This window comes from Paracoccus cavernae, assembly GCF_042430175.1.
GTDB classification, from domain to species: domain Bacteria; phylum Pseudomonadota; class Alphaproteobacteria; order Rhodobacterales; family Rhodobacteraceae; genus Paracoccus; species Paracoccus cavernae.
In genome coordinates this window covers 1-16491 of sequence record NZ_JBHMDZ010000042.1, presented here as the reverse complement: position 1 = coordinate 16491, position 16491 = coordinate 1, and the positions used below count along the sequence as shown (strand labels likewise).

Here is a 16491-nt window from a genome sequence, read left to right as displayed (position 1 = left end):
ATAAGAAGAGGGAAGCGGTATGAGCGTCGTCTACACAATTGGATATGAGAGCACCGACATCGATCGGTTTGTGCGAACCCTTTCCCTGGCCGGAATACAAGTTCTTGCCGATGTTCGTGCCGTTACCGTCTCGCGGAAGAAAGGTTTTTCCAAGACGAAACTGGCCGAAAGACTAAACGCTGAAGGGATCGAATACAGGCACTTCAGGGAACTCGGCGATCCGAAGCCAGGCCGCGAGGCAGCGCGGGCGGGAGACTTCCGAAAATTTAGAGAAATTTATGGTGCTCACTTTTCTAGGATAGAATCTCAGACAGACTTGACGAATCTGATCGAGATTGTCGCGCGCTTTCCTACCGCACTCCTTTGCTATGAGTTCGACCCCAAGAATTGCCACCGCAGCATAGTTGCCGACGCTATTCGAAATGACCTAGGCTCAACTGTACAGAATCTCTTTGCCGATGAGCCCGATCGATATGTCCGCAACGCTTCAAAGCTCCCGCGCTATTATCCTTGTGAAGGCTCTACCGCAGCTGAGTAGTCGCCATGGTGAGACCGTTTGCTGCGCCGGCGTGACTGCCTACGGCGAATTCAAGAGATTGTTTCCCGTAAGGTTTCGTCACCTCAAGGGGGAGTCGGCCTTCAAACGTTGGGATTGGGTCAAGTTCTCGTACCGCGTCCCTACCAGCGATCGAAGAGCGGAAAGTTGTCACGTCGCTGAGGAGTCTATCCTCATCGATGGTGACCTCCCTAGGGGAGAAAGATCTAAATTTCTTGATCCCCTAATTTCCGGATCTGCGAAGCAAGCGGCGGCCAAAGGAAAATCCCTCGCTCTCCTTCGCCCCCGCTCAACGGAATTTTACTATCGACGCAAAAGCGAGAAAACCCTCGAATCTGAGCGCAATGCCTATAAGAAAGCTGTCAGCCAAGGGTCGTTTCTCGATGATCCGCTAGAGGCAATTGAGCCTACACCATATCATTTCAAATTCCGCTTCATAGATGATGATGGCCGGCACGACTATACCAATGCAGACTGGGAGCTTCATGCATGGTTCTTCAGGCTCCAGCGTGAGCTTGGAAATGATCAAGCTGCCCTCGACATGATTTCCCAGAAGATGAACGGCGACTACCCACGAAACGGTATGATGTTTGCAATAGGCAACATCGCAAAACGACCACAGGTTTGGCAACTCCTTGGAGTCCTTCGCGTCGACCATCAATCTCAGTCAAGCCTATTTTAGCTCCCCAGAATCGTCGGCGCACGTCACTCCGGCCCTTTTAAACCTCCACGAGAGAGCTGTGATTATATACGACCTTTTCGAGACTTGGGATCAATCCTTTGGCGAGACCATAATCAACCTAGTGGGCCAGTCCGCAGTTGATTCTCACAGGAAAATGACATTCCAGTACATCCAGGATGCCGGAGATCATATAGCCAATCACACAGATGTATCCACAGCCTCCACTGCTATACAGAGCTGGATAGCGGCGAATGTTTTTTGCGTCTACCATGGGACAAGACTGCTGGGTCGAGAGATCCACTCCATCCGCCAAGACGGACTACGCCCGTTAATTGCGAAAGACAGAGAAAGCCGCCTTAGGGCAATTTTCCACCAGTCCCCCCGATGGAGCATCGTAAAGTCTAAACTTGCCCCCGCAATCGAAGATATTGGCTCAAAAGGCAAGTACGGATCTAGGGAGGGACAAATTCATTTCAGCCTTTCACGGTCTGGCCTAGAGAATGACTTTGACCACTACCTTAACTATGGATCAGAATTTGATCAGCATGTTGCTAATGATTTGTTCAATGATCAAACAGGTCTGCAGTTACTAAAATCAGCGACCGTGCCGTTACTATTGCACGTTCAAGTTAGTGGTGACCAGCTTATTAACGGAGCGCACCCAATTTACAGTTACGATGACATTATTGCTTCTGAAGAAATACCAGGACTTGCACGCACCTTCCTAAACACTTGGGCATACAAAATCTCCAACCCAAATTTCGATATCAAAAAATTAAGAACGGACTGTTGCATGATGCTAAAAAACACCATTCCACCTAGTCACATAATAAAAATTGAAGAACTCTCTCGACCCTAACAGGCTGATGCGTAAACGCATTTTAAAATGTGGATAGGTCATGAGCCCCTCGCACCCTGTCCCCAATCCCGCTGCGCAATGCTTTCGCGATACGTTGAAGCTCGGCCGATCGCAGGCCGGGGTTGCCGATACGGAGCCCCTTGGCCCACGCGGTCGCAAGCAGCCTGCCCTTGGGGTGCTGCGAAGCGACAAGGGTAAATGCCGCCTCAAGTTCCGGATCCTCGCGAAGATCGTCGGTGACCGCATCGATGACCGCCCCGTCGACGAGCTGAAGCGCGCGTTCCAGCGCCTCATCAGCAGCAATCTGCTCTGACCATGCACCACCGAATGAAACGTTCCCGAGCTGTTGCTTCCTGTCCATTTCGCCCTCTTGATTGATGAGAACATTTATAGAACATCTAGTGTGGACTTTCTACACGCAGGATCTAGAGCGATGGGCCCCTTCCGCACGCTATACATCGACATGAACTCGTTTTTCGCGAGCGTCGAACAGCAGCTAGATCCAGCGATTCGAGGTCGACCGGTCGCGATCACCGCCATGGAAAATGAGAAAGGATGCTGTGTGGCCGCGAGCTATGAGGCTAAAGCTTACGGCGTCCGCACCGGAACCAGCGTTCCCGAGGCTCGCCGCCTTTGTCCCGAGATCACCTTCCGCGCATCTCGACATCGCGTCTATGTCCGCCACAACCTACGCGTAGCCGCCATCCTAGATCGCTACGCCGAGCTTGAGCGCATCCGGTCGGTCGACGAGTTTCAAATCGCCTTATCGGGCGATGTGACCGATCTGGACGGAGCGCGAGCGCTGGTCACCGAAATGAAACATGCTGTGGCCACCGAGGTCGGGGAGTGCCTGCGGTTCTCGGCGGGTATCGGGCCGAACCATCTCTTGGCAAAGATTGCCGGCAAGTTGGAAAAGCCGAACGGCTTTCAGCACCTCGGCCCGGACAATATGCCGGACAGGATCGCACATCTCGCACTCGATGATTTACCAGGCATCTCGCGAGCCATGGCCGGCCGCCTGCATGCAGCAGGGATCCGCGATATTTTATCGCTCTGCCGCCTCGACCCTAGGCATGCCCGCGTGATCTGGCGCAGCGTGGAAGGGGAGCGTTTCGTACGGTCTCTGCAGGGTGAGCCAATCCCGCTGGTCACCACGCAGCGAGGTGGGTTCGGCAATAGCAAGGTCCTTGCCCCGCAATACCGCGCACCGGCCGAGGCCTATCTGGTGTCGCGCTGGCTGATCGAGAAAGCCGCATCGCGCTTGCGACGGGACGGCCGCGTTGCTGCGAGCTTCAACCTGCACCTCTCGCCCTACGGCAGAAAGACATGGGCTCGCGCAATACGCTGCGCTCCGACCCAAGACACGCTGGAGTTCATGCGGATGAATCGCGCCCTCTGGCGCCAAGCTTGGCCCTACATTCGCGGCCGGCACCTCGCAGCGATCGGGGTGCACCTTGGAAACGTCGACATGCTCGAGGCCCGCACCGGCGATCTGCTCATGCCAATCGGGCCGGGAGAGCAGACCGCAGGCGAGAGGGCGTCTGCTGCTGCCGATTTCATCAACCAACGGTTCGGGCAAGGCACAATCCGCTTTGGCGTGAACCAACCGCATCCGGGGTTCTTTGAGCGGGGGTAGGGTGGACTAATACTTGGCGGAAGGAAATTCTGTTGTCATGCACATCGTTTAGGTTGAATTACGTCGAGCTTTGCGCCCTCAATTGCCAACGCGATGACTCTTAAATCAAACAAATGACAATTGGAGAATACTCACTTCAAATAGAAGCTGAAACCTAATCGCCCGCGACACCAGGACCTCATACCAAACCCAGCTCCAGCTCCAGCTCCAGCCCCCCTAAAGAGCAGGACCTCAGTAGGCATCCTGGCTTTTTTCATGCTTTTCATAGCCGGATCTATGATGCCGAACAAGCCAGCCCTTAGCTACGACAGAAATAGTTTTTCGGCGCTGATCCGTATCCTCCAGCTCCGAAACCACCAACCCAGCTTGCTCCAGTCTCTGAACCTGCCCCCTCATATTCTGAGATGAGTTGAAGCCATAGTCCTTGTGATCTGAGGGACTAATTGAACCGCCCTGCAGACAGATTTCATCCAGAAGCTTCCAGGCACGAGGTGGGACATTGATCGCATCCATGTATGCGTGACTCTGCTCTGCCAGCCAGATCTCGAAAAGTTCGTCCAAATGAGCCTCGTCTTCCCATGATTGATTGCTGTCATGAAGCCACAGCGAAAAGTCTCCACAAAACTTTAGTGTGTCTCTTAGATTCTCATTCAAAACCCGAAATGCATACGCGAATGACTTCGAACTTACCGGCGGAATGGCACTATTATCTATTTTAAACTCAGCGACGCGCGCCTGAATTAGATCTCGAATCGAGTCACCATTGAGGGGCGCGATTTCGATTGGCTCCTGGAGTCGCCCTTGCAGGCGCTGACTGCTTGCAGCACTCCGCACGATCCCCCTCGCCCCGCACAGGACCCATCTAATCCCATGCTTGGAAAACAAGTCATCGCGCAAAGATTCAAGCCTCTGACGCGCAATCTGTGAGGTATTAAGAATCTCCAGATTGTCCACGATGCAAATTACACCACCATCCTCATTAAATGCCGCCTTCAGAAGTCGATCAACCAAGGAGAAAAAACCGTGGAGGTCGAAGCCTACAGATTCATTTGGGACCCTCCCTCCGCCTAGCCCAAACCCTGCCGCTGCGACCGACCCGCTAAGATTAAGGGGATTCTCCAGCCACGCCTCTAGTGGACCAAGTGAAAACTGCAAATCAAGTTGGGAGCGCATTTTTGCCTCGTGCTTGATAAAATATGAAGCAATTTCCGCATAGACCTTTCTCTTAAAGTCAATTGCACTCTCTTCAGCGTTCAACTGAAAAGGATCAGGCATCAGGACAAGTGACCCCTTACCATTATCCTTCGTATCATTTTCAATCTGATAACCGCCAACCAAAACAACGCTCGTCTTCCCAACACCATTGGGACCTTCAATTGTGACCACCGTCTTAAAGCCAGTGATTCGGCTCTTTATCCGCTTTAGCTCATCCTGCCTTCCAACAAGTAACCGCTCGCCTTGGGCATCCCCAGAGACCGGGTGGGTGTCGTAGAGATTCCTTCTGAAGCCAAAATCTTTCCACATCTCAGCATTCTCCAAGCACTAAAAATCGGCTAGCAACATGCCGATCACTATCTTTGACTGCAGCCAGTTACAACTAAGCACTATGGGCTTGCTTTCTGCATCTCATGCTAATGGAGTGTTTTCATCTCTCCGTGGGGCTCTATCAACCTCGCTGCGTTCACCAATAATCTCGAACAAGAAGAGCTCCCGATCGGCCCGACCCTCGCGCCACCCTTTCGCCGCCGCAGGTAAGCAACGATCGGGCGAAAGTTAGTACAGCCCGTCAGGCGGCAGATGTTTAGGACAACACCCTCGACATATGACAGTCTTGAGGTATTGAGATATTTTGTCGGCACTCCCCATCGCGCGCGTGCAACCACTAGACCGTCGCCGTCATGACGGATGATCGGCGCGTTGCGGTCGGAATCGACTTCCTCCGGCCAGGGCTCATTGCCGGTCAGATCGCGCAGCGGCTCGCGAAAGAGCTGCGCGATGAGATCGGCGGACTTCGGGGTCTGGTAGAGGTTGCACATGAAACCAGGCTAGCGCGTCGAGACGATTCGCTCCAGCGGTGCAGCCCCAGCCAGCCTCAGCCTCGCCTTGCGCTCAACTCCTTCAACGCGGCCTCAAGCTTCTGGATGCCTCCTGCACCCTGCGCGGCCTCCCGCAGCTTCGCCTGCGCCAGATTGCCCAGCACCTCCGCCCGCGCATCCAGCGCAATCACCGCATCCGGCACGCTGATTTGCACATGCTTGAGGATCTCGGCCACCGCTGCCTGTCCACCAAAGCCGCGCTCGAGCGCCAGCCGTGCGCCGTTGAGCAGCGCCGATTGAAGCGCCTCGCGGTGGCGGGCCTCGATGTCGATGCCCCATTTGCGGCGCGCGGTATTGGCGGCCCAGCCAATCAGCGAGGCCAGCAGGATCCCGATGATTTCCAGAAGATGCGGCAGCAGCGCCGCTTTGATGATGTCCATGATCACTGTCCCTTGTTGAGTTTTGCCCAGGTCTGCGCACCGACAATTCCGTCGGGCTTCAGGCCGTCGAGCTTTTGAAAGATCCGCACCGCGGCATCGGTGCGCTCGCCGAAATCTCCATCGATCTTGCCGAGGACATGCCCCTGCCCCGTCAGCAGCTCTTGCAGGTGGCGCACAGCCTCGCCCTTGGACCCGCGCCGCAGAACCGGCGTAAAGGCGGCCGCCCCGATCGCGGGCCGCCCCATCGCCGCGAGGATCCGCGCGCGGAGCTGGTCGCCCACCGCGACCGGATCGCCGGGGGCGTCCATGCCGGGCAACCAGCTGATGTCCCATTTCCCGTTCTGCCGGATCCCGAGCGTCGTCTGGACCTCGGCATGGCTCAGCACCGTGCGCCGCGTCACGGGGATGCGGTATTTCAGGCAGAGATCGGCAACAAAGGTCACCAGCACATCGAGCTGCAGCTCGATGATCGGGAAGCGGCCGGCGCGGAACGGGCGCTCGTTGGCATCGCCCATGGCATCGAGGGCCACGCCAATGCGGTTACCATTGGCATTCAGGGTATGGGCAGCGTAGGCTCCTGCCCTAAGCGGCGGGATCTGCGCTTCGGGTGCATGCTTCCCCGAGGTGATGGTCCCGTCGCGGCCGATCAGGAAATTGTAGCTGTCCGCCTCATGCGGCGTCACACCGTCGGCGCCCGCCGTCCAGTGCAGGATGATTCCGTCCATGATGTCTCCGGATATGAAAAAACCCCGCACGAGGGCGGGGCGATGTGATATGATTGATTTGCTCGTGTTGATGGGAGTCTCGGCGAGCAGACTGGTCCTGCCGACGCTGTTACACCTAGCCTGGCAGGGCCGGTCACCTCGGCGGGTTGGTCTTATCGTTCCAGTGAATTTGATGCCCGCGCCCGAGCAGCAGCTTGATATCCCGCTGTACCTCCCGAAGCAGGTCATGCGTTTCCCGACGGCTGTCCTTGGCATCGCGGCGATCTTCATCCATCTGGATCTCTAACCGAGCGATTTCTTTGGCGTTTGCGTTTACGCGAGCCTCCAATCGAACGAGCCAAGCAACAAAGCTGACCCCGCCGATGATCATCGCCCAAAATTCGCGGATCTCTGTCATTGCGCCTCCTGCGCTCTGCGCGCGCGGACGGCATAGCCCACGGCGGCGATGATGAAGACGGCGACGACGGCGGCCAGAGCTTGCCGTCGGTCGCCATGAGCGAGATGCGAAGCAAAAGCTACGCCGAGCGTGACCCCGCACCAGTCGAGCAGGCTATCCCATGCCAGCAGCCGAGAGCGGCCCGCCTGCGCCAGCTCGAAACCTGCATAGGCCAGAGCGGCCCACCAACCGGCGAAAACCCAGAGCGCGGCCCCGATGGTGAAGTGCGCCAGCAAGACAGCCGCCCAGACATACGGATCGCGGTGGGCTTCGGATGTGAGAAGGCTTCGGATCATGGCAAGCTGATCCCGTATTTGTCGGCGAGGTAGGTGCGCGCAGCCGAAATGGCGGCAGGCGAACCGGCCCCGAGGGTTACTCCGAGGACATCGCCCATCTGACCGTTGAACGGAACCGTGTTGGCGTTGCCTTGTCCGATCAGCTGCACGTAGAAATTCGACCACGGCAACGGGTCCGTCGAGGTGCTTTGTAGAACCCCGTTGAGAAAAAACCTCGTTTCGGCAACCGTGGTATCCAGCTCCATGAGCATCAAGCCGGATGCAGGGAAGCGAGCGCGAGGACCAAGGGAGCTTACCAGACCTGCGCCGGTGGTGTTCGACCACAGCTGAACGAAGTTGGCAAAGTCTGCCTGTCGGGCAGCTACCCGCACCTCGTAGCCGGTAGCTCCGAAGAACTTGGTCGAGGACACGAGGTAGTCGACGGTGCAAACCCACATCATCCGCACCCCGACAATATCAGCGCGGTTATCAATCCGGGGGGTGCCCGTGCTGGAAGACAGCGCAACAGTGCCATTCGTTGCTACGAGCGGAGCGCCTGTAACCGGGGCATCAAAGAAAGCACCACCGCCGCCGCGATTAATCAGCTTGGTGATGGCGGAAGAGGTGCCCTCAATATGTTCGGTATCGAAGTGGACAGCGATTTGTCCCGGACCTACGCCATAGAAATCGGTCAATGGATGCCTGCGCCACGAGAATCCTGCGCCCTTGAGTGCGGCCAGCTCTCCCATGCCACCCTTGATCCGCCTTGCCTTGGTCAGATCGAGCTTAGGCATAGGTCAGCACCGCGAGCTCCAGCGGCCCTGGCGTATAGGATGCCCACGCGGCAGGATCGGTAAAGGCCGTGATGGTGGCGCTTGCTCCAGAGTTTCCGGCATCCCCTTTGTCACCTTTCAGCCCTTGAATGCCTTGAAGCCCCTGTTCGCCGGTATCGCCGCGCTCCCCCTGCAAACCGCGATCACCGGTCAGGCCTCGTTCGCCGCGGTCGCCTTGCTCGCCCTTGTCGCCGCGCGGGATCGTCAGCACGTCGTTTTCATAGGTGACGTTGCTTCCTGCGGGGCCGGTTGCGAGGGTGACGGCATCGAGGTCGAGCGCGCCGGACGGCCCGCGAAACCCGATGGTCGTTTTGACGATCTCCATCAGCAGCCTCCTTCAATGTTGAGATAGACCGTGCCGGGCGGCTGCGCCCCGCGCTGGTCGATGTAATAGACGCTGGCGGGGTAGAGCCGTGGCGGCAGGTCAAGTTCCGCCAGATCGACCTCGAAGCCCTCTGCGACCTGCACGCCCTGCAAGACGATGCACTGCCCCTGCGCCGCGACCCGCAGCTCCATGCGCAGAGACCCGCAAGACCCGGCTGCGGAAGACAGGAAACCTCGATCACCTCAGTGATGTAGCGGGAGTTTTTGCCCCAGCTGCCGAGATACTTTCTCTTGCCTGCGGTGACGTAATCGCCCGCGATGAACGACAGCGGCGTGTCGTCGCCCAGCTCGATATCGAACTGGACGTTTACCTTGGGCTTTTCGGCCATGGCTTTGCCAAGGACGCCAGCTAAGAGGTTCGCTCCGAAGCCGACGGCCATCTGAACGAGCGCGCCCATCACCCCGCCAGCGGCGATCGTGCTGCCGACCCAAGCAACAAGCCCAGCCACAGGACCGGCATGCGCAGGCCCGGCGATGCCGATGGCAAGCGCCGCGAAAAGCAGAATTTTCTTCATGGATTTATCCGACCTTGAAGGCCCGCATCAGATCTTCGCGGGGCCTGCGACCGTGGCCGCTTTCCGTCATGACGATCAGGCCGCTTGCGTCGATCACGCAAAGCGCCTCTTTCAACGGCCCGTCGGCCGCGATCACCCCGATATCGCCAATGTCGGCATAGTCGGGATGAACTTCGGGCAAGAGCGAGGCCACCAGCCCCGACAGCGAGGAATACCCTGCTTTGTGCAGTGCCCTGCGCGCGCCGGAGGGCGTCAGGTAGCGGCAGCATCGAGCACGGCGTCAAGGCGCGAGCGCTCCGAAGCAAGGCGGGCAGCCTGCGCCTTGGCCTGCTGCCGCGCGATCTCGCAGCTTGCGGTCAAATCCATTTGCGCGGCAGCGCCATTGCTATCGACAGAGAACACAACCTGATCGACGAGCCTAGCCATGCTGCTGACCCTCACCCATTTCTCGACACCGCTGAAGGACCGCAACGCGCTGCGCCCGCCAGTCCTTATCGACCGGACCAAGCTCGCCCCCACGCGCTAGTCGCGCCTCAATATCCTGCAGTCGCCGGATCGCCGTGCCAGCCCCCTCGCGCAATTTGCTTAGCGTATAGCTGCCGGGCCAGCGCCGAGTCTTGCGGACTTCCGCAAGCAACTCCGGCGCCCAGCCCTCGGCCACAGCCGCCTGCCCGCTCGCATGCGCGAAGACGGCGCGGATCAGCGGCGAAGCGCTATCCCCCGGCGGCTGGATGTCGGCCGCCCATTGCAAGATCTGGTTCGCGATCGGGAAGCGGTCGCGGTCCTTGCCGCCGGGGCTGGCCGCAGCTTGCTCTTCGAGCGCCATCAGCGACCCAGCCGACATATAGGCAAGGCGCTGGCAAAGGCCTTCGATCATCTCATCAAACTGGGCCACCGTCAGCGCCGAAGGCTTGGCCAACCCGCGCCGCTTCAGCGGATCGACAAGCATCTGCATGACCCTCTTTTCACCCTGCGCCTGTTCTTCGCTGTTCATCTCTGTCCCCTTTCTCAGACCTTCCGACTTATCCACAGGGGCAGCGGTTCGGCTGCGCCCTAAGAGGTGTCATGTCTGTGTCTATGTCGGTGTGATGTGTTGTGCTGTCCTGTAGGGCAATAACAGTTGCGGACCTGTTAACCGCTGAAATCGTAACTGTTATTAACTGTTATCATAACAGCGCCTAACAGTTGATTTCAGTTATCTAACAGCACGTTAACACCAACCGACACCGATCAGACCTCGCGTCCGGCCATGGCGACGACCTTCGGTCCGCCCATGACGTCATCCATTGCGACCCGCACGTTCTCGGCCGTGACATAGAGGTCGTTGTCCCTCAGCCAACCGGCGATCTGCTCCACCGCAAATTCGTTCTCGGCGACCTTGGCATGATGGATCTCGCGCAGCTTCGCGCGCACCCGAGACTTCATCATGGCGAAGGCGGCAACTTCACGCCCGCGCTCGCGACCGCGGCGGCGCGAGAACTGATCGCGCGCGATTTCGGCGATCATGGGGTGGCCGAGGCGGGGCGCTGCCCCTTCCGGCGCGTCGTCGATATGGACGGGCCGCCAACCATAGAGCGCAACCGCGCGCGCTTCGCGCCACGCATCGACATCCGCGCCGAAGCGCGCGAACTGGGCCAGCTCGATATCGTCATCCGGTAAGGTGCCTGCGGGATCCTGCTTCATACTGGCCGACCAGAGCAGAAGCGCCGTGCCGATATCTTCACGACGACCTGCGAAGATGGCGGTTGAAACGAACCGCGACGAAAGCAGGCGCTCGGTATAGAGCGGCATCCATTCATAGCCAGGTAGCCGGTCGCCGTGGCGCAGCGGGTAAGCCCAGAACTCAGAGGTTTGCGACATAGGCGCCCTCCCTTGTGAAAAGCTTCTTTGCGCTAGGGCGCACGAGAATGAGATGAACGGGATATGGGATCGGCATGCTCATGCGGCACCTGCCTTCGCAGCACGTGCCGTGCGCGCATCAGCCGCCATCAGTCGCGACAAGATGCGATCACAGTCACCCGCCCGCAGCCATGCCGTTGCAGTGCAGCGGTGGACACCGAGGGCGGCGGCAAACGCAGTGACCGATGGCCAATTGAGACTGCCCATCGAAATCGGACGCGTATGTGCACCCGGCTTCCAGTTGCACACTGCCCCACAGCCGAGTCGGTCAAGATTGCCGTAGCGATCGAGATGGTGCGCAACCGTCGAGCAAGTGACGCCTGCTGCCCGCGCAACCGCGCGCATGCCGCGATAGCTCTCGCCGCGCCAGAGGTAGACGGCGGGCTCGGGACCTGGTCGCGTCATGCCGCAACCCTCCCGAAGAACCGGGTCGCGACACTGGAATGGGCATCGAAGAGATACCAGCAGCAGTTGTCCTTGCCGGTCATCTTGGTGTCGGGAAACCATTTCACCCGCCCGACAGAGACGATCTTGCGGAGCAATGGGAAGAATTCTGCCGACTGGCGCGTGTGCACCCAGTCGGCATCAAACAAGAGCCAGGTCGGGCGCAGCGCCGAGAAATGGCGGATCATCGGGTGCAGCACATCGCGCCGCCATGGCGGGTTGGTGATGATGTAATCGACGCCATCGGCCCAAACGGCCAGATCATCGGACAGCGCATCGGCACGCCGCACGTCCCCGTGACGCGGTTCGATATCACCCTCGAAGCGGCAAGACAGACCCGCCTCTTCCAGCGCATTCACCAACGCCATGTTGCCGGCGCAAGGCTCGACAAAGCTGTCGCCGAAACCGAGATGGGGAAGAAGCGGCGCGACTGCCTCGCGCGGAGTCGGATAGAAGTCGCGCGCAATGCGCTCGAAATCGGAACGCTTACCCATGATGCGCCCTCTTCATCGGATAGGCCGCGATCACGGTGCCTGCCGCCTCGCCGCTTTCCCGCAGGTCGGCGTCACGAATACGCCCCACGAGGACTTGGGCAAAGGTTCCACCCTTGCCGAACACGCGGCCAATGTCGGGATACTTCTCGCCGCGACACGCAAGCCGCAGAACCGAAAGGTCGCGCTCATCCTTGGCGCGCGCTGCAACATCAGCAGAAACTGCAATGGTCATCGTCATCACCTGTCTCTTGCGCATTCGCGCTGATTCTAAAAAGGCGGGGCGATCGAGCAGCGACCGCCCCGCAGTATCACCGCGCCGCCTAGCAGGAGGAGGATGCGGCGGGTGAAAGGTTGCCCCGACGGTTTTCAACCGCCTCTCGGATGGGCCAGCCGCAGGTTCCGGGGACCGCGTTTATCTCTTCGCCACCAAGGCGGCGCGTCCCCAGCAAGGTTTCAGCCAGGCACTGCGGCCCCGCATGCAACCCGCCCGGTGGACCCTGAAAACCGGACATTCACTTGCCCCACATCACAGCGGCATAGTTCGGTAAGGACTGCGCCGCGAAGTCGACCACATCGCCTGTCGGGGTGCAGAGGCCATCGAACCAGTTGCACGAGGTCTGGAACGTGACCCCGAAATGAACCGCGCAAAGCTCGCGCGTTCCGAAGTTCGAGATCAGCAGCATCGACCAGCGCCGGCGGAAATCCTCGGGCTCAAGTCGACCGACGGCACCGTGATTGCGGCGCCGATCCGTGACCGACCGTCCCCTGCCATCAAAGGGATTGAGGCGGGACGTTTGAGCTCGAGGGATGCGATGATGCGAAAGCTCACTTTTAAGAAGAGATTGTTTCATGGGGCTGCTCTTGGGTTGGGGCCGCAGGTGCGGCGGGGGAGGAAATGCAATCACAGATTGGATGCTCCCGCATGTATTCGCGCACCCGATCCATGGTGCGGGGCAGGCACTGCCCACCGCGCTCGAGCCTTGCGAAAAGTCGACTATCCGAAACCGCATAGAGACCAAGGGTCACCAAGGATATTCCCCTGGCGCGAGCGTAATCATGACATTCGTGAACAAAATCGGTGATCATCCACCTATTAGGATTTAAATCCGACAAATGTAAAGGACTATTATCCTATGGTAGGACAAAATTCCTTGCAGCAAACTGTCCGTATGGAAAGCAAAGACCCATTCCTCGAAGGACTCCGTCAGATTTTCGCCGCACGGCAGGATCTGAAACCTGCAACGATTGCTGTCGCTGCGGGCCTCGATAACTCAACTCTGAGAAAGCTGTTGAGCGGCAGCAACTCATCGCCCAGGGTTGAAACAGCAAAGCGCATTGCCGATGCCGTGGGGTATCCGCTTTCGGACATCATAGCGCTCGGCGAAAGCAACGCCCCCTCCAAGACCATCGAGACGGCTGAAAAGCTATACAGGCTTGACCCTACGCTATTGGAAGAGGCACTCAAGTACGCACTCTTCCTTCAATCACAGCAGATCGAATCTCAGATCAAAGTCACTGATCAGCCGCAGGAGAGCGCAGGGAAAGCGGGTGCTCCTGCGCCCGGACGGCAACAGGATCAGTGAAAGCGTTCAGAAATGAGTCGAGTTCCCTCAGAGCCTCAGGACTGAGGTTAAGGACCAGCCGCAACACTAGTGAACGCTTAGACACGACGCCTCCCAATCGCTTTAGTACCCCCATGGTTGTGCGACGCTTACGGAATGACAAGAACAAAACATGAATTTCAGCCCTGACGCGCACGACCCGATGAGACTCATGGCGTATTAAAATCCCACCAGAATAGGATTTCAATCCTTTTTATGGTTGACTTAGGATTTTTATCCTGCATCCTTCCCTCCATCCCGAACCATTCGGATGGAGCCCGCCCATGCACATTCCCACCTTTCCCACTGCCCAAGACGCCGAGCCGGTTACCCCCGAACACAAAGGCAGCGCGATCGACGCGGTTGCGGCCCTGCCCTGCCTCGGCTTCCTGCGCATCGTCCTGAAATCCGGCGCGATCGAGACCCTGCATCACGTCGACGGCGCGATCTGCCCCGACCTTTTCAACGCCCTGAAAAGCGGCGACGGCACTTTCGTGGTGCCCTATGGCAAGCGCCGGTCGCAAATGGGTTTCATCGACATCGCCAGCGTCGCGTTCATTTCGCACGACCTGTATGACGACGCCGCGCAGGCAGAAGGCGGTGCCGCATGAGCACCGCTCTCGCGCAACCCGCAAAAGCCGCGGCCGCCCCATCCCCTCAGTTTCGCGACGCGGTCTCTGGCGCGTTGCGCGCTGTCGCGATCGGTGCCGCCGTGATCGCAGCCGTCATCATCGCCGCCGCAGTGTGGCGCATCACCTGCAGCGCGATCACTTCCGAGAGCATCCGCGCATTCGCAGCACCGACCACGCTGGAAAGCCAGTCCCGCTCTATCGAGCAGCTGGTCGAGGGCGCGCGATGAAGTCTGCTCTCTTCACGCTCATTCGCCCTCAGGCCTCGAACCGCGCCCTGATGCTCACCGAAGCGGAATTCGCGCGGTTCTTCGACAATCGAGATCCACGCGGTTGGTCCAAGCCCGTCACGCTGTTCGCAGCGGATCGCCCCGAGCCTCTGAACGCCGAGGTTCAGGCCATGCTTGGCCACCCGCAACGCATCTGCCGCGCTCCCGCGTCAAACTGAGCGCGGCAGAGCCGCCGGAGTGGCAGCCTCCGGCGGCGCAAAGATCCCGCTGCGCGATCCTCCTTCAGAGCAGCGGGCAGCCCCCGAGGATGGGTGGCCTCGGGGGCACCCTCACCCAGATCCGCGTCCGGCGGCACCGGACATTCCCGAAAGGCTTTCAACATGAGCACAATCGACAGCACCTCCGATCAGCGCACCGCCAACAATGCCGTGCGCCACGCCTACCGCACCCTCTCGGAGGCCGAGAAGGCACAGATGCAGCAGGTCAAGGACATGGGCGCCGCCCTCATTGCCAAGCTGCACGAGATCGGCGGGACCGATCCGTCGGGAGACCGCTTGGCCTCGCGCGATCTTTCTCTGGCCAACACCCACATCGAGGACGCCGTGATGCGTGCCGTGCGCCACATCACCGCCTGACGCTCCGGTGACCGGCCCCGCACGGGCCGGCATCCCTCCACCTTTCACAACCTGAACAGAGGCAACCGCCATGGCGCGCAACGAACTCAACTTCCTCGAATTCATTCAGAGCTTTCACCGTGGCGAACTGCTGGAGACCGGAGACCACAAGCTCTCCGAGCTGATCGAGGCGATCCGCGAAACCGGCAATGGCGGCAGCCTGACCATGAAGGTCGGCATCAAGGTCAACAAAGCGGGCCAGCTTGAGGTCGTACCCGATATCTCAATCAAGAAGCCTACCCGCAGCATGGGCACCGGCATCTACTTCGCCACCGATGACGGCCGCCTCACCCGCCGCGATCCCAACCAGATGGACTTCGAAGACGAGCTCGAGCGCCGCCGCGCCATCGACGTCTAACTCTTCCCCAACCCGAAAGGACCAACCATGCCTCAAAGCACCGAACAATTCGGCCAAGTCGCCGCCCTTGCCGCGGATCCGCGCAGCACCTTCGAAACCGTTCTCGAGGCCGCGCGCATCGCATCGCCGACGATCGTCGGCCAGGACGGCCGAGAGTATGCTGCTCTGCCGAACAGCTTCACGCTGCGCGACATTTCCGACCCGAACCGGCTCCCCTCGCGTGTCCAGCAAGCGGTGACGGTCGATGATCGCGCATCGCTCTCCGCCTATGCCAACCGCTTCAAATCCGATCGCTCGGTCATAATCGCGGATTTCGACGCGCTCACTGTCTCGGCCCGCCTCGACTGGCACGAACACAACCTCGGCGCGGCCTTCCCTGCCCCTGGCCACAACGCCCATGCTGCCACGTTGAAACTGCGTCCCTCGGAAGAGTTCGCCCGCTGGGATGCCATGGAAGGCAAGATCCACCCGCAAGACGAGTTCGCCCGCTTCCTTGAAGAGAACAGCGTCGACATCGGCCATCCCGAAGCGGCGACCATGATCGAGATCAGCCGCGACTTTGAGGCCACGGTCGGACAAACTTACAAATCCGCCCTGCGCCTGGACAACGGTGACCGCAAGCTGGTCTTCGAGACCGATACCAAGGTCCAGAACGGCGTCGTGATCCCCGAGAAGTTCACGCTCTCCATCCCGATCTACAATGGCGAACAGCCGGAAGAGCTGAGCTGCTTGTTCCGCTGGCGCGCCATGGGCGGCGGCGCGGTCGGCCTCGGCTTCCAGTGGCA

General features: G+C 59.2%; 27 protein-coding genes. 11 read left to right on the top strand and 16 right to left on the bottom strand.

What is annotated here, in order from left to right:
* Window positions 1–19: 19 nt before the first annotated feature.
* Genes ACFFUC_RS13740 through ACFFUC_RS13730 form a run of 3 tightly spaced genes read left to right on the top strand, consistent with a single transcriptional unit; the run spans window position 20 to window position 2097 of the window.
* Complete coding sequence (locus ACFFUC_RS13740) at window positions 20–538, top strand: DUF488 domain-containing protein (protein WP_377687127.1); 519 nt, start codon at window positions 20–22, stop codon at window positions 536–538.
* Entirely contained in the window at window positions 459–1238 is a 780-nt protein-coding gene (locus ACFFUC_RS13735) for a DUF8758 domain-containing protein (RefSeq protein WP_377687125.1), read from the top strand. Before ACFFUC_RS13740 ends, ACFFUC_RS13735 begins: the two co-directional genes overlap by 80 nt.
* A gap of 58 nt (window positions 1239–1296) precedes the next feature.
* Complete coding sequence (locus ACFFUC_RS13730) at window positions 1297–2097, top strand: hypothetical protein (protein ID WP_377687123.1); 801 nt, start codon at window positions 1297–1299, stop codon at window positions 2095–2097.
* A gap of 22 nt (window positions 2098–2119) precedes the next feature.
* On the opposite strand, the gene ACFFUC_RS13725 is transcribed toward ACFFUC_RS13730, so the two are convergent.
* Window positions 2120–2458, bottom strand: coding sequence for a hypothetical protein (locus tag ACFFUC_RS13725; protein ID WP_377687121.1), 339 nt, complete (start codon window positions 2456–2458; stop codon window positions 2120–2122).
* A 72-nt stretch (window positions 2459–2530) separates the two neighbouring features.
* Here ACFFUC_RS13725 and ACFFUC_RS13720 point away from each other — a divergent pair, with 72 nt between their 5' ends.
* The gene (locus ACFFUC_RS13720) at window positions 2531–3733 is read left to right on the top strand and encodes a DNA polymerase Y family protein (protein WP_377687119.1); all 1203 of its coding nucleotides are present in this window, start codon (window positions 2531–2533) and stop codon (window positions 3731–3733) included.
* 231 nt (window positions 3734–3964) lie between these two features.
* Here ACFFUC_RS13720 and ACFFUC_RS13715 read toward each other — a convergent pair whose 3' ends face one another.
* From ACFFUC_RS13715 to ACFFUC_RS13645, 15 genes are all read right to left on the bottom strand, one after another.
* Complete coding sequence (locus tag ACFFUC_RS13715; protein WP_377687117.1) at window positions 3965–5257, bottom strand: winged helix DNA-binding protein; 1293 nt, start codon at window positions 5255–5257, stop codon at window positions 3965–3967.
* A 568-nt stretch (window positions 5258–5825) separates the two neighbouring features.
* The gene (locus ACFFUC_RS13710) at window positions 5826–6209 is read right to left on the bottom strand and encodes a hypothetical protein (protein WP_377687116.1); all 384 of its coding nucleotides are present in this window, start codon (window positions 6207–6209) and stop codon (window positions 5826–5828) included.
* 2 nt (window positions 6210–6211) lie between these two features.
* Window positions 6212–6934 carry a peptidoglycan recognition protein family protein gene (locus tag ACFFUC_RS13705; protein WP_377687114.1) on the bottom strand — a complete coding sequence of 241 codons (723 nt, stop codon included), beginning with the start codon at window positions 6932–6934 and terminating at the stop codon, window positions 6212–6214.
* Between the two features lie 133 nt (window positions 6935–7067).
* Window positions 7068–7331 carry a hypothetical protein gene (locus ACFFUC_RS13700; protein WP_377687112.1) on the bottom strand — a complete coding sequence of 88 codons (264 nt, stop codon included), beginning with the start codon at window positions 7329–7331 and terminating at the stop codon, window positions 7068–7070.
* Window positions 7328–7666: a hypothetical protein gene (locus ACFFUC_RS13695; RefSeq protein ID WP_377687111.1), complete on the bottom strand. Its 339-nt coding sequence runs from the start codon at window positions 7664–7666 to the stop codon at window positions 7328–7330. Before ACFFUC_RS13695 ends, ACFFUC_RS13700 begins: the two co-directional genes overlap by 4 nt.
* A complete protein-coding gene (locus tag ACFFUC_RS13690) occupies window positions 7663–8439 on the bottom strand; it encodes a hypothetical protein (protein ID WP_377687109.1) in 777 nt (258 codons plus the stop codon). Before ACFFUC_RS13690 ends, ACFFUC_RS13695 begins: the two co-directional genes overlap by 4 nt.
* Window positions 8432–8803: a collagen-like protein gene (locus ACFFUC_RS13685; RefSeq protein ID WP_377687107.1), complete on the bottom strand. Its 372-nt coding sequence runs from the start codon at window positions 8801–8803 to the stop codon at window positions 8432–8434. The genes ACFFUC_RS13690 and ACFFUC_RS13685 overlap by 8 nt, the downstream gene beginning before the upstream one ends.
* Complete coding sequence (locus tag ACFFUC_RS13680) at window positions 8803–8994, bottom strand: hypothetical protein (protein ID WP_377687105.1); 192 nt, start codon at window positions 8992–8994, stop codon at window positions 8803–8805. Before ACFFUC_RS13680 ends, ACFFUC_RS13685 begins: the two co-directional genes overlap by 1 nt.
* Window positions 8995–9381: 387 nt before the next feature.
* Window positions 9382–9582: a DUF6950 family protein gene (locus tag ACFFUC_RS13675; RefSeq protein ID WP_377687184.1), complete on the bottom strand. Its 201-nt coding sequence runs from the start codon at window positions 9580–9582 to the stop codon at window positions 9382–9384.
* Between the two features lie 47 nt (window positions 9583–9629).
* Complete coding sequence (locus tag ACFFUC_RS13670) at window positions 9630–9803, bottom strand: hypothetical protein (RefSeq protein ID WP_377687103.1); 174 nt, start codon at window positions 9801–9803, stop codon at window positions 9630–9632.
* Window positions 9796–10371 (bottom strand): hypothetical protein, encoded by a 576-nt coding sequence (locus tag ACFFUC_RS13665; RefSeq protein ID WP_377687101.1) that lies wholly within the window; start codon window positions 10369–10371, stop codon window positions 9796–9798. Before ACFFUC_RS13665 ends, ACFFUC_RS13670 begins: the two co-directional genes overlap by 8 nt.
* Window positions 10372–10607: 236 nt before the next feature.
* Window positions 10608–11237 carry a DUF1376 domain-containing protein gene (locus ACFFUC_RS13660; protein WP_377687099.1) on the bottom strand — a complete coding sequence of 210 codons (630 nt, stop codon included), beginning with the start codon at window positions 11235–11237 and terminating at the stop codon, window positions 10608–10610.
* A gap of 440 nt (window positions 11238–11677) precedes the next feature.
* On the bottom strand, window positions 11678–12214 hold the full coding sequence (locus ACFFUC_RS13655; RefSeq protein ID WP_377687097.1) for a class I SAM-dependent methyltransferase: 537 nt from the start codon (window positions 12212–12214) through the stop codon (window positions 11678–11680).
* The gene (locus tag ACFFUC_RS13650) at window positions 12207–12452 is read right to left on the bottom strand and encodes a hypothetical protein (RefSeq protein ID WP_377687095.1); all 246 of its coding nucleotides are present in this window, start codon (window positions 12450–12452) and stop codon (window positions 12207–12209) included. The genes ACFFUC_RS13655 and ACFFUC_RS13650 overlap by 8 nt, the downstream gene beginning before the upstream one ends.
* Window positions 12453–12726: 274 nt before the next feature.
* Window positions 12727–13065 (bottom strand): hypothetical protein, encoded by a 339-nt coding sequence (locus ACFFUC_RS13645; protein WP_377687092.1) that lies wholly within the window; start codon window positions 13063–13065, stop codon window positions 12727–12729.
* Window positions 13066–13347: 282 nt separating this feature from the next.
* Here ACFFUC_RS13645 and ACFFUC_RS13640 point away from each other — a divergent pair, with 282 nt between their 5' ends.
* From ACFFUC_RS13640 to ACFFUC_RS13610, 7 genes are all read left to right on the top strand, one after another.
* A complete protein-coding gene (locus ACFFUC_RS13640; protein WP_377687090.1) occupies window positions 13348–13797 on the top strand; it encodes a helix-turn-helix domain-containing protein in 450 nt (149 codons plus the stop codon).
* A gap of 302 nt (window positions 13798–14099) precedes the next feature.
* Window positions 14100–14426, top strand: a complete 327-nt coding sequence (locus tag ACFFUC_RS13635) for a hypothetical protein (protein WP_377687088.1) — start codon at window positions 14100–14102, stop codon at window positions 14424–14426.
* Complete coding sequence (locus tag ACFFUC_RS13630; protein WP_377687086.1) at window positions 14423–14674, top strand: hypothetical protein; 252 nt, start codon at window positions 14423–14425, stop codon at window positions 14672–14674. The genes ACFFUC_RS13635 and ACFFUC_RS13630 overlap by 4 nt, the downstream gene beginning before the upstream one ends.
* Window positions 14671–14892: a hypothetical protein gene (locus ACFFUC_RS13625; protein WP_377687084.1), complete on the top strand. Its 222-nt coding sequence runs from the start codon at window positions 14671–14673 to the stop codon at window positions 14890–14892. The genes ACFFUC_RS13630 and ACFFUC_RS13625 overlap by 4 nt, the downstream gene beginning before the upstream one ends.
* A 162-nt stretch (window positions 14893–15054) precedes the next feature.
* A complete protein-coding gene (locus tag ACFFUC_RS13620; RefSeq protein WP_377687083.1) occupies window positions 15055–15309 on the top strand; it encodes an Acb2/Tad1 domain-containing protein in 255 nt (84 codons plus the stop codon).
* A gap of 70 nt (window positions 15310–15379) precedes the next feature.
* On the top strand, window positions 15380–15706 hold the full coding sequence (locus ACFFUC_RS13615) for a YfdP family phage-associated protein (protein ID WP_377687081.1): 327 nt from the start codon (window positions 15380–15382) through the stop codon (window positions 15704–15706).
* A 27-nt stretch (window positions 15707–15733) separates the two neighbouring features.
* The coding region (locus tag ACFFUC_RS13610) for a DUF2303 family protein (RefSeq protein ID WP_377687080.1) at window positions 15734–16491 on the top strand (758 nt) is incomplete at its 3' end.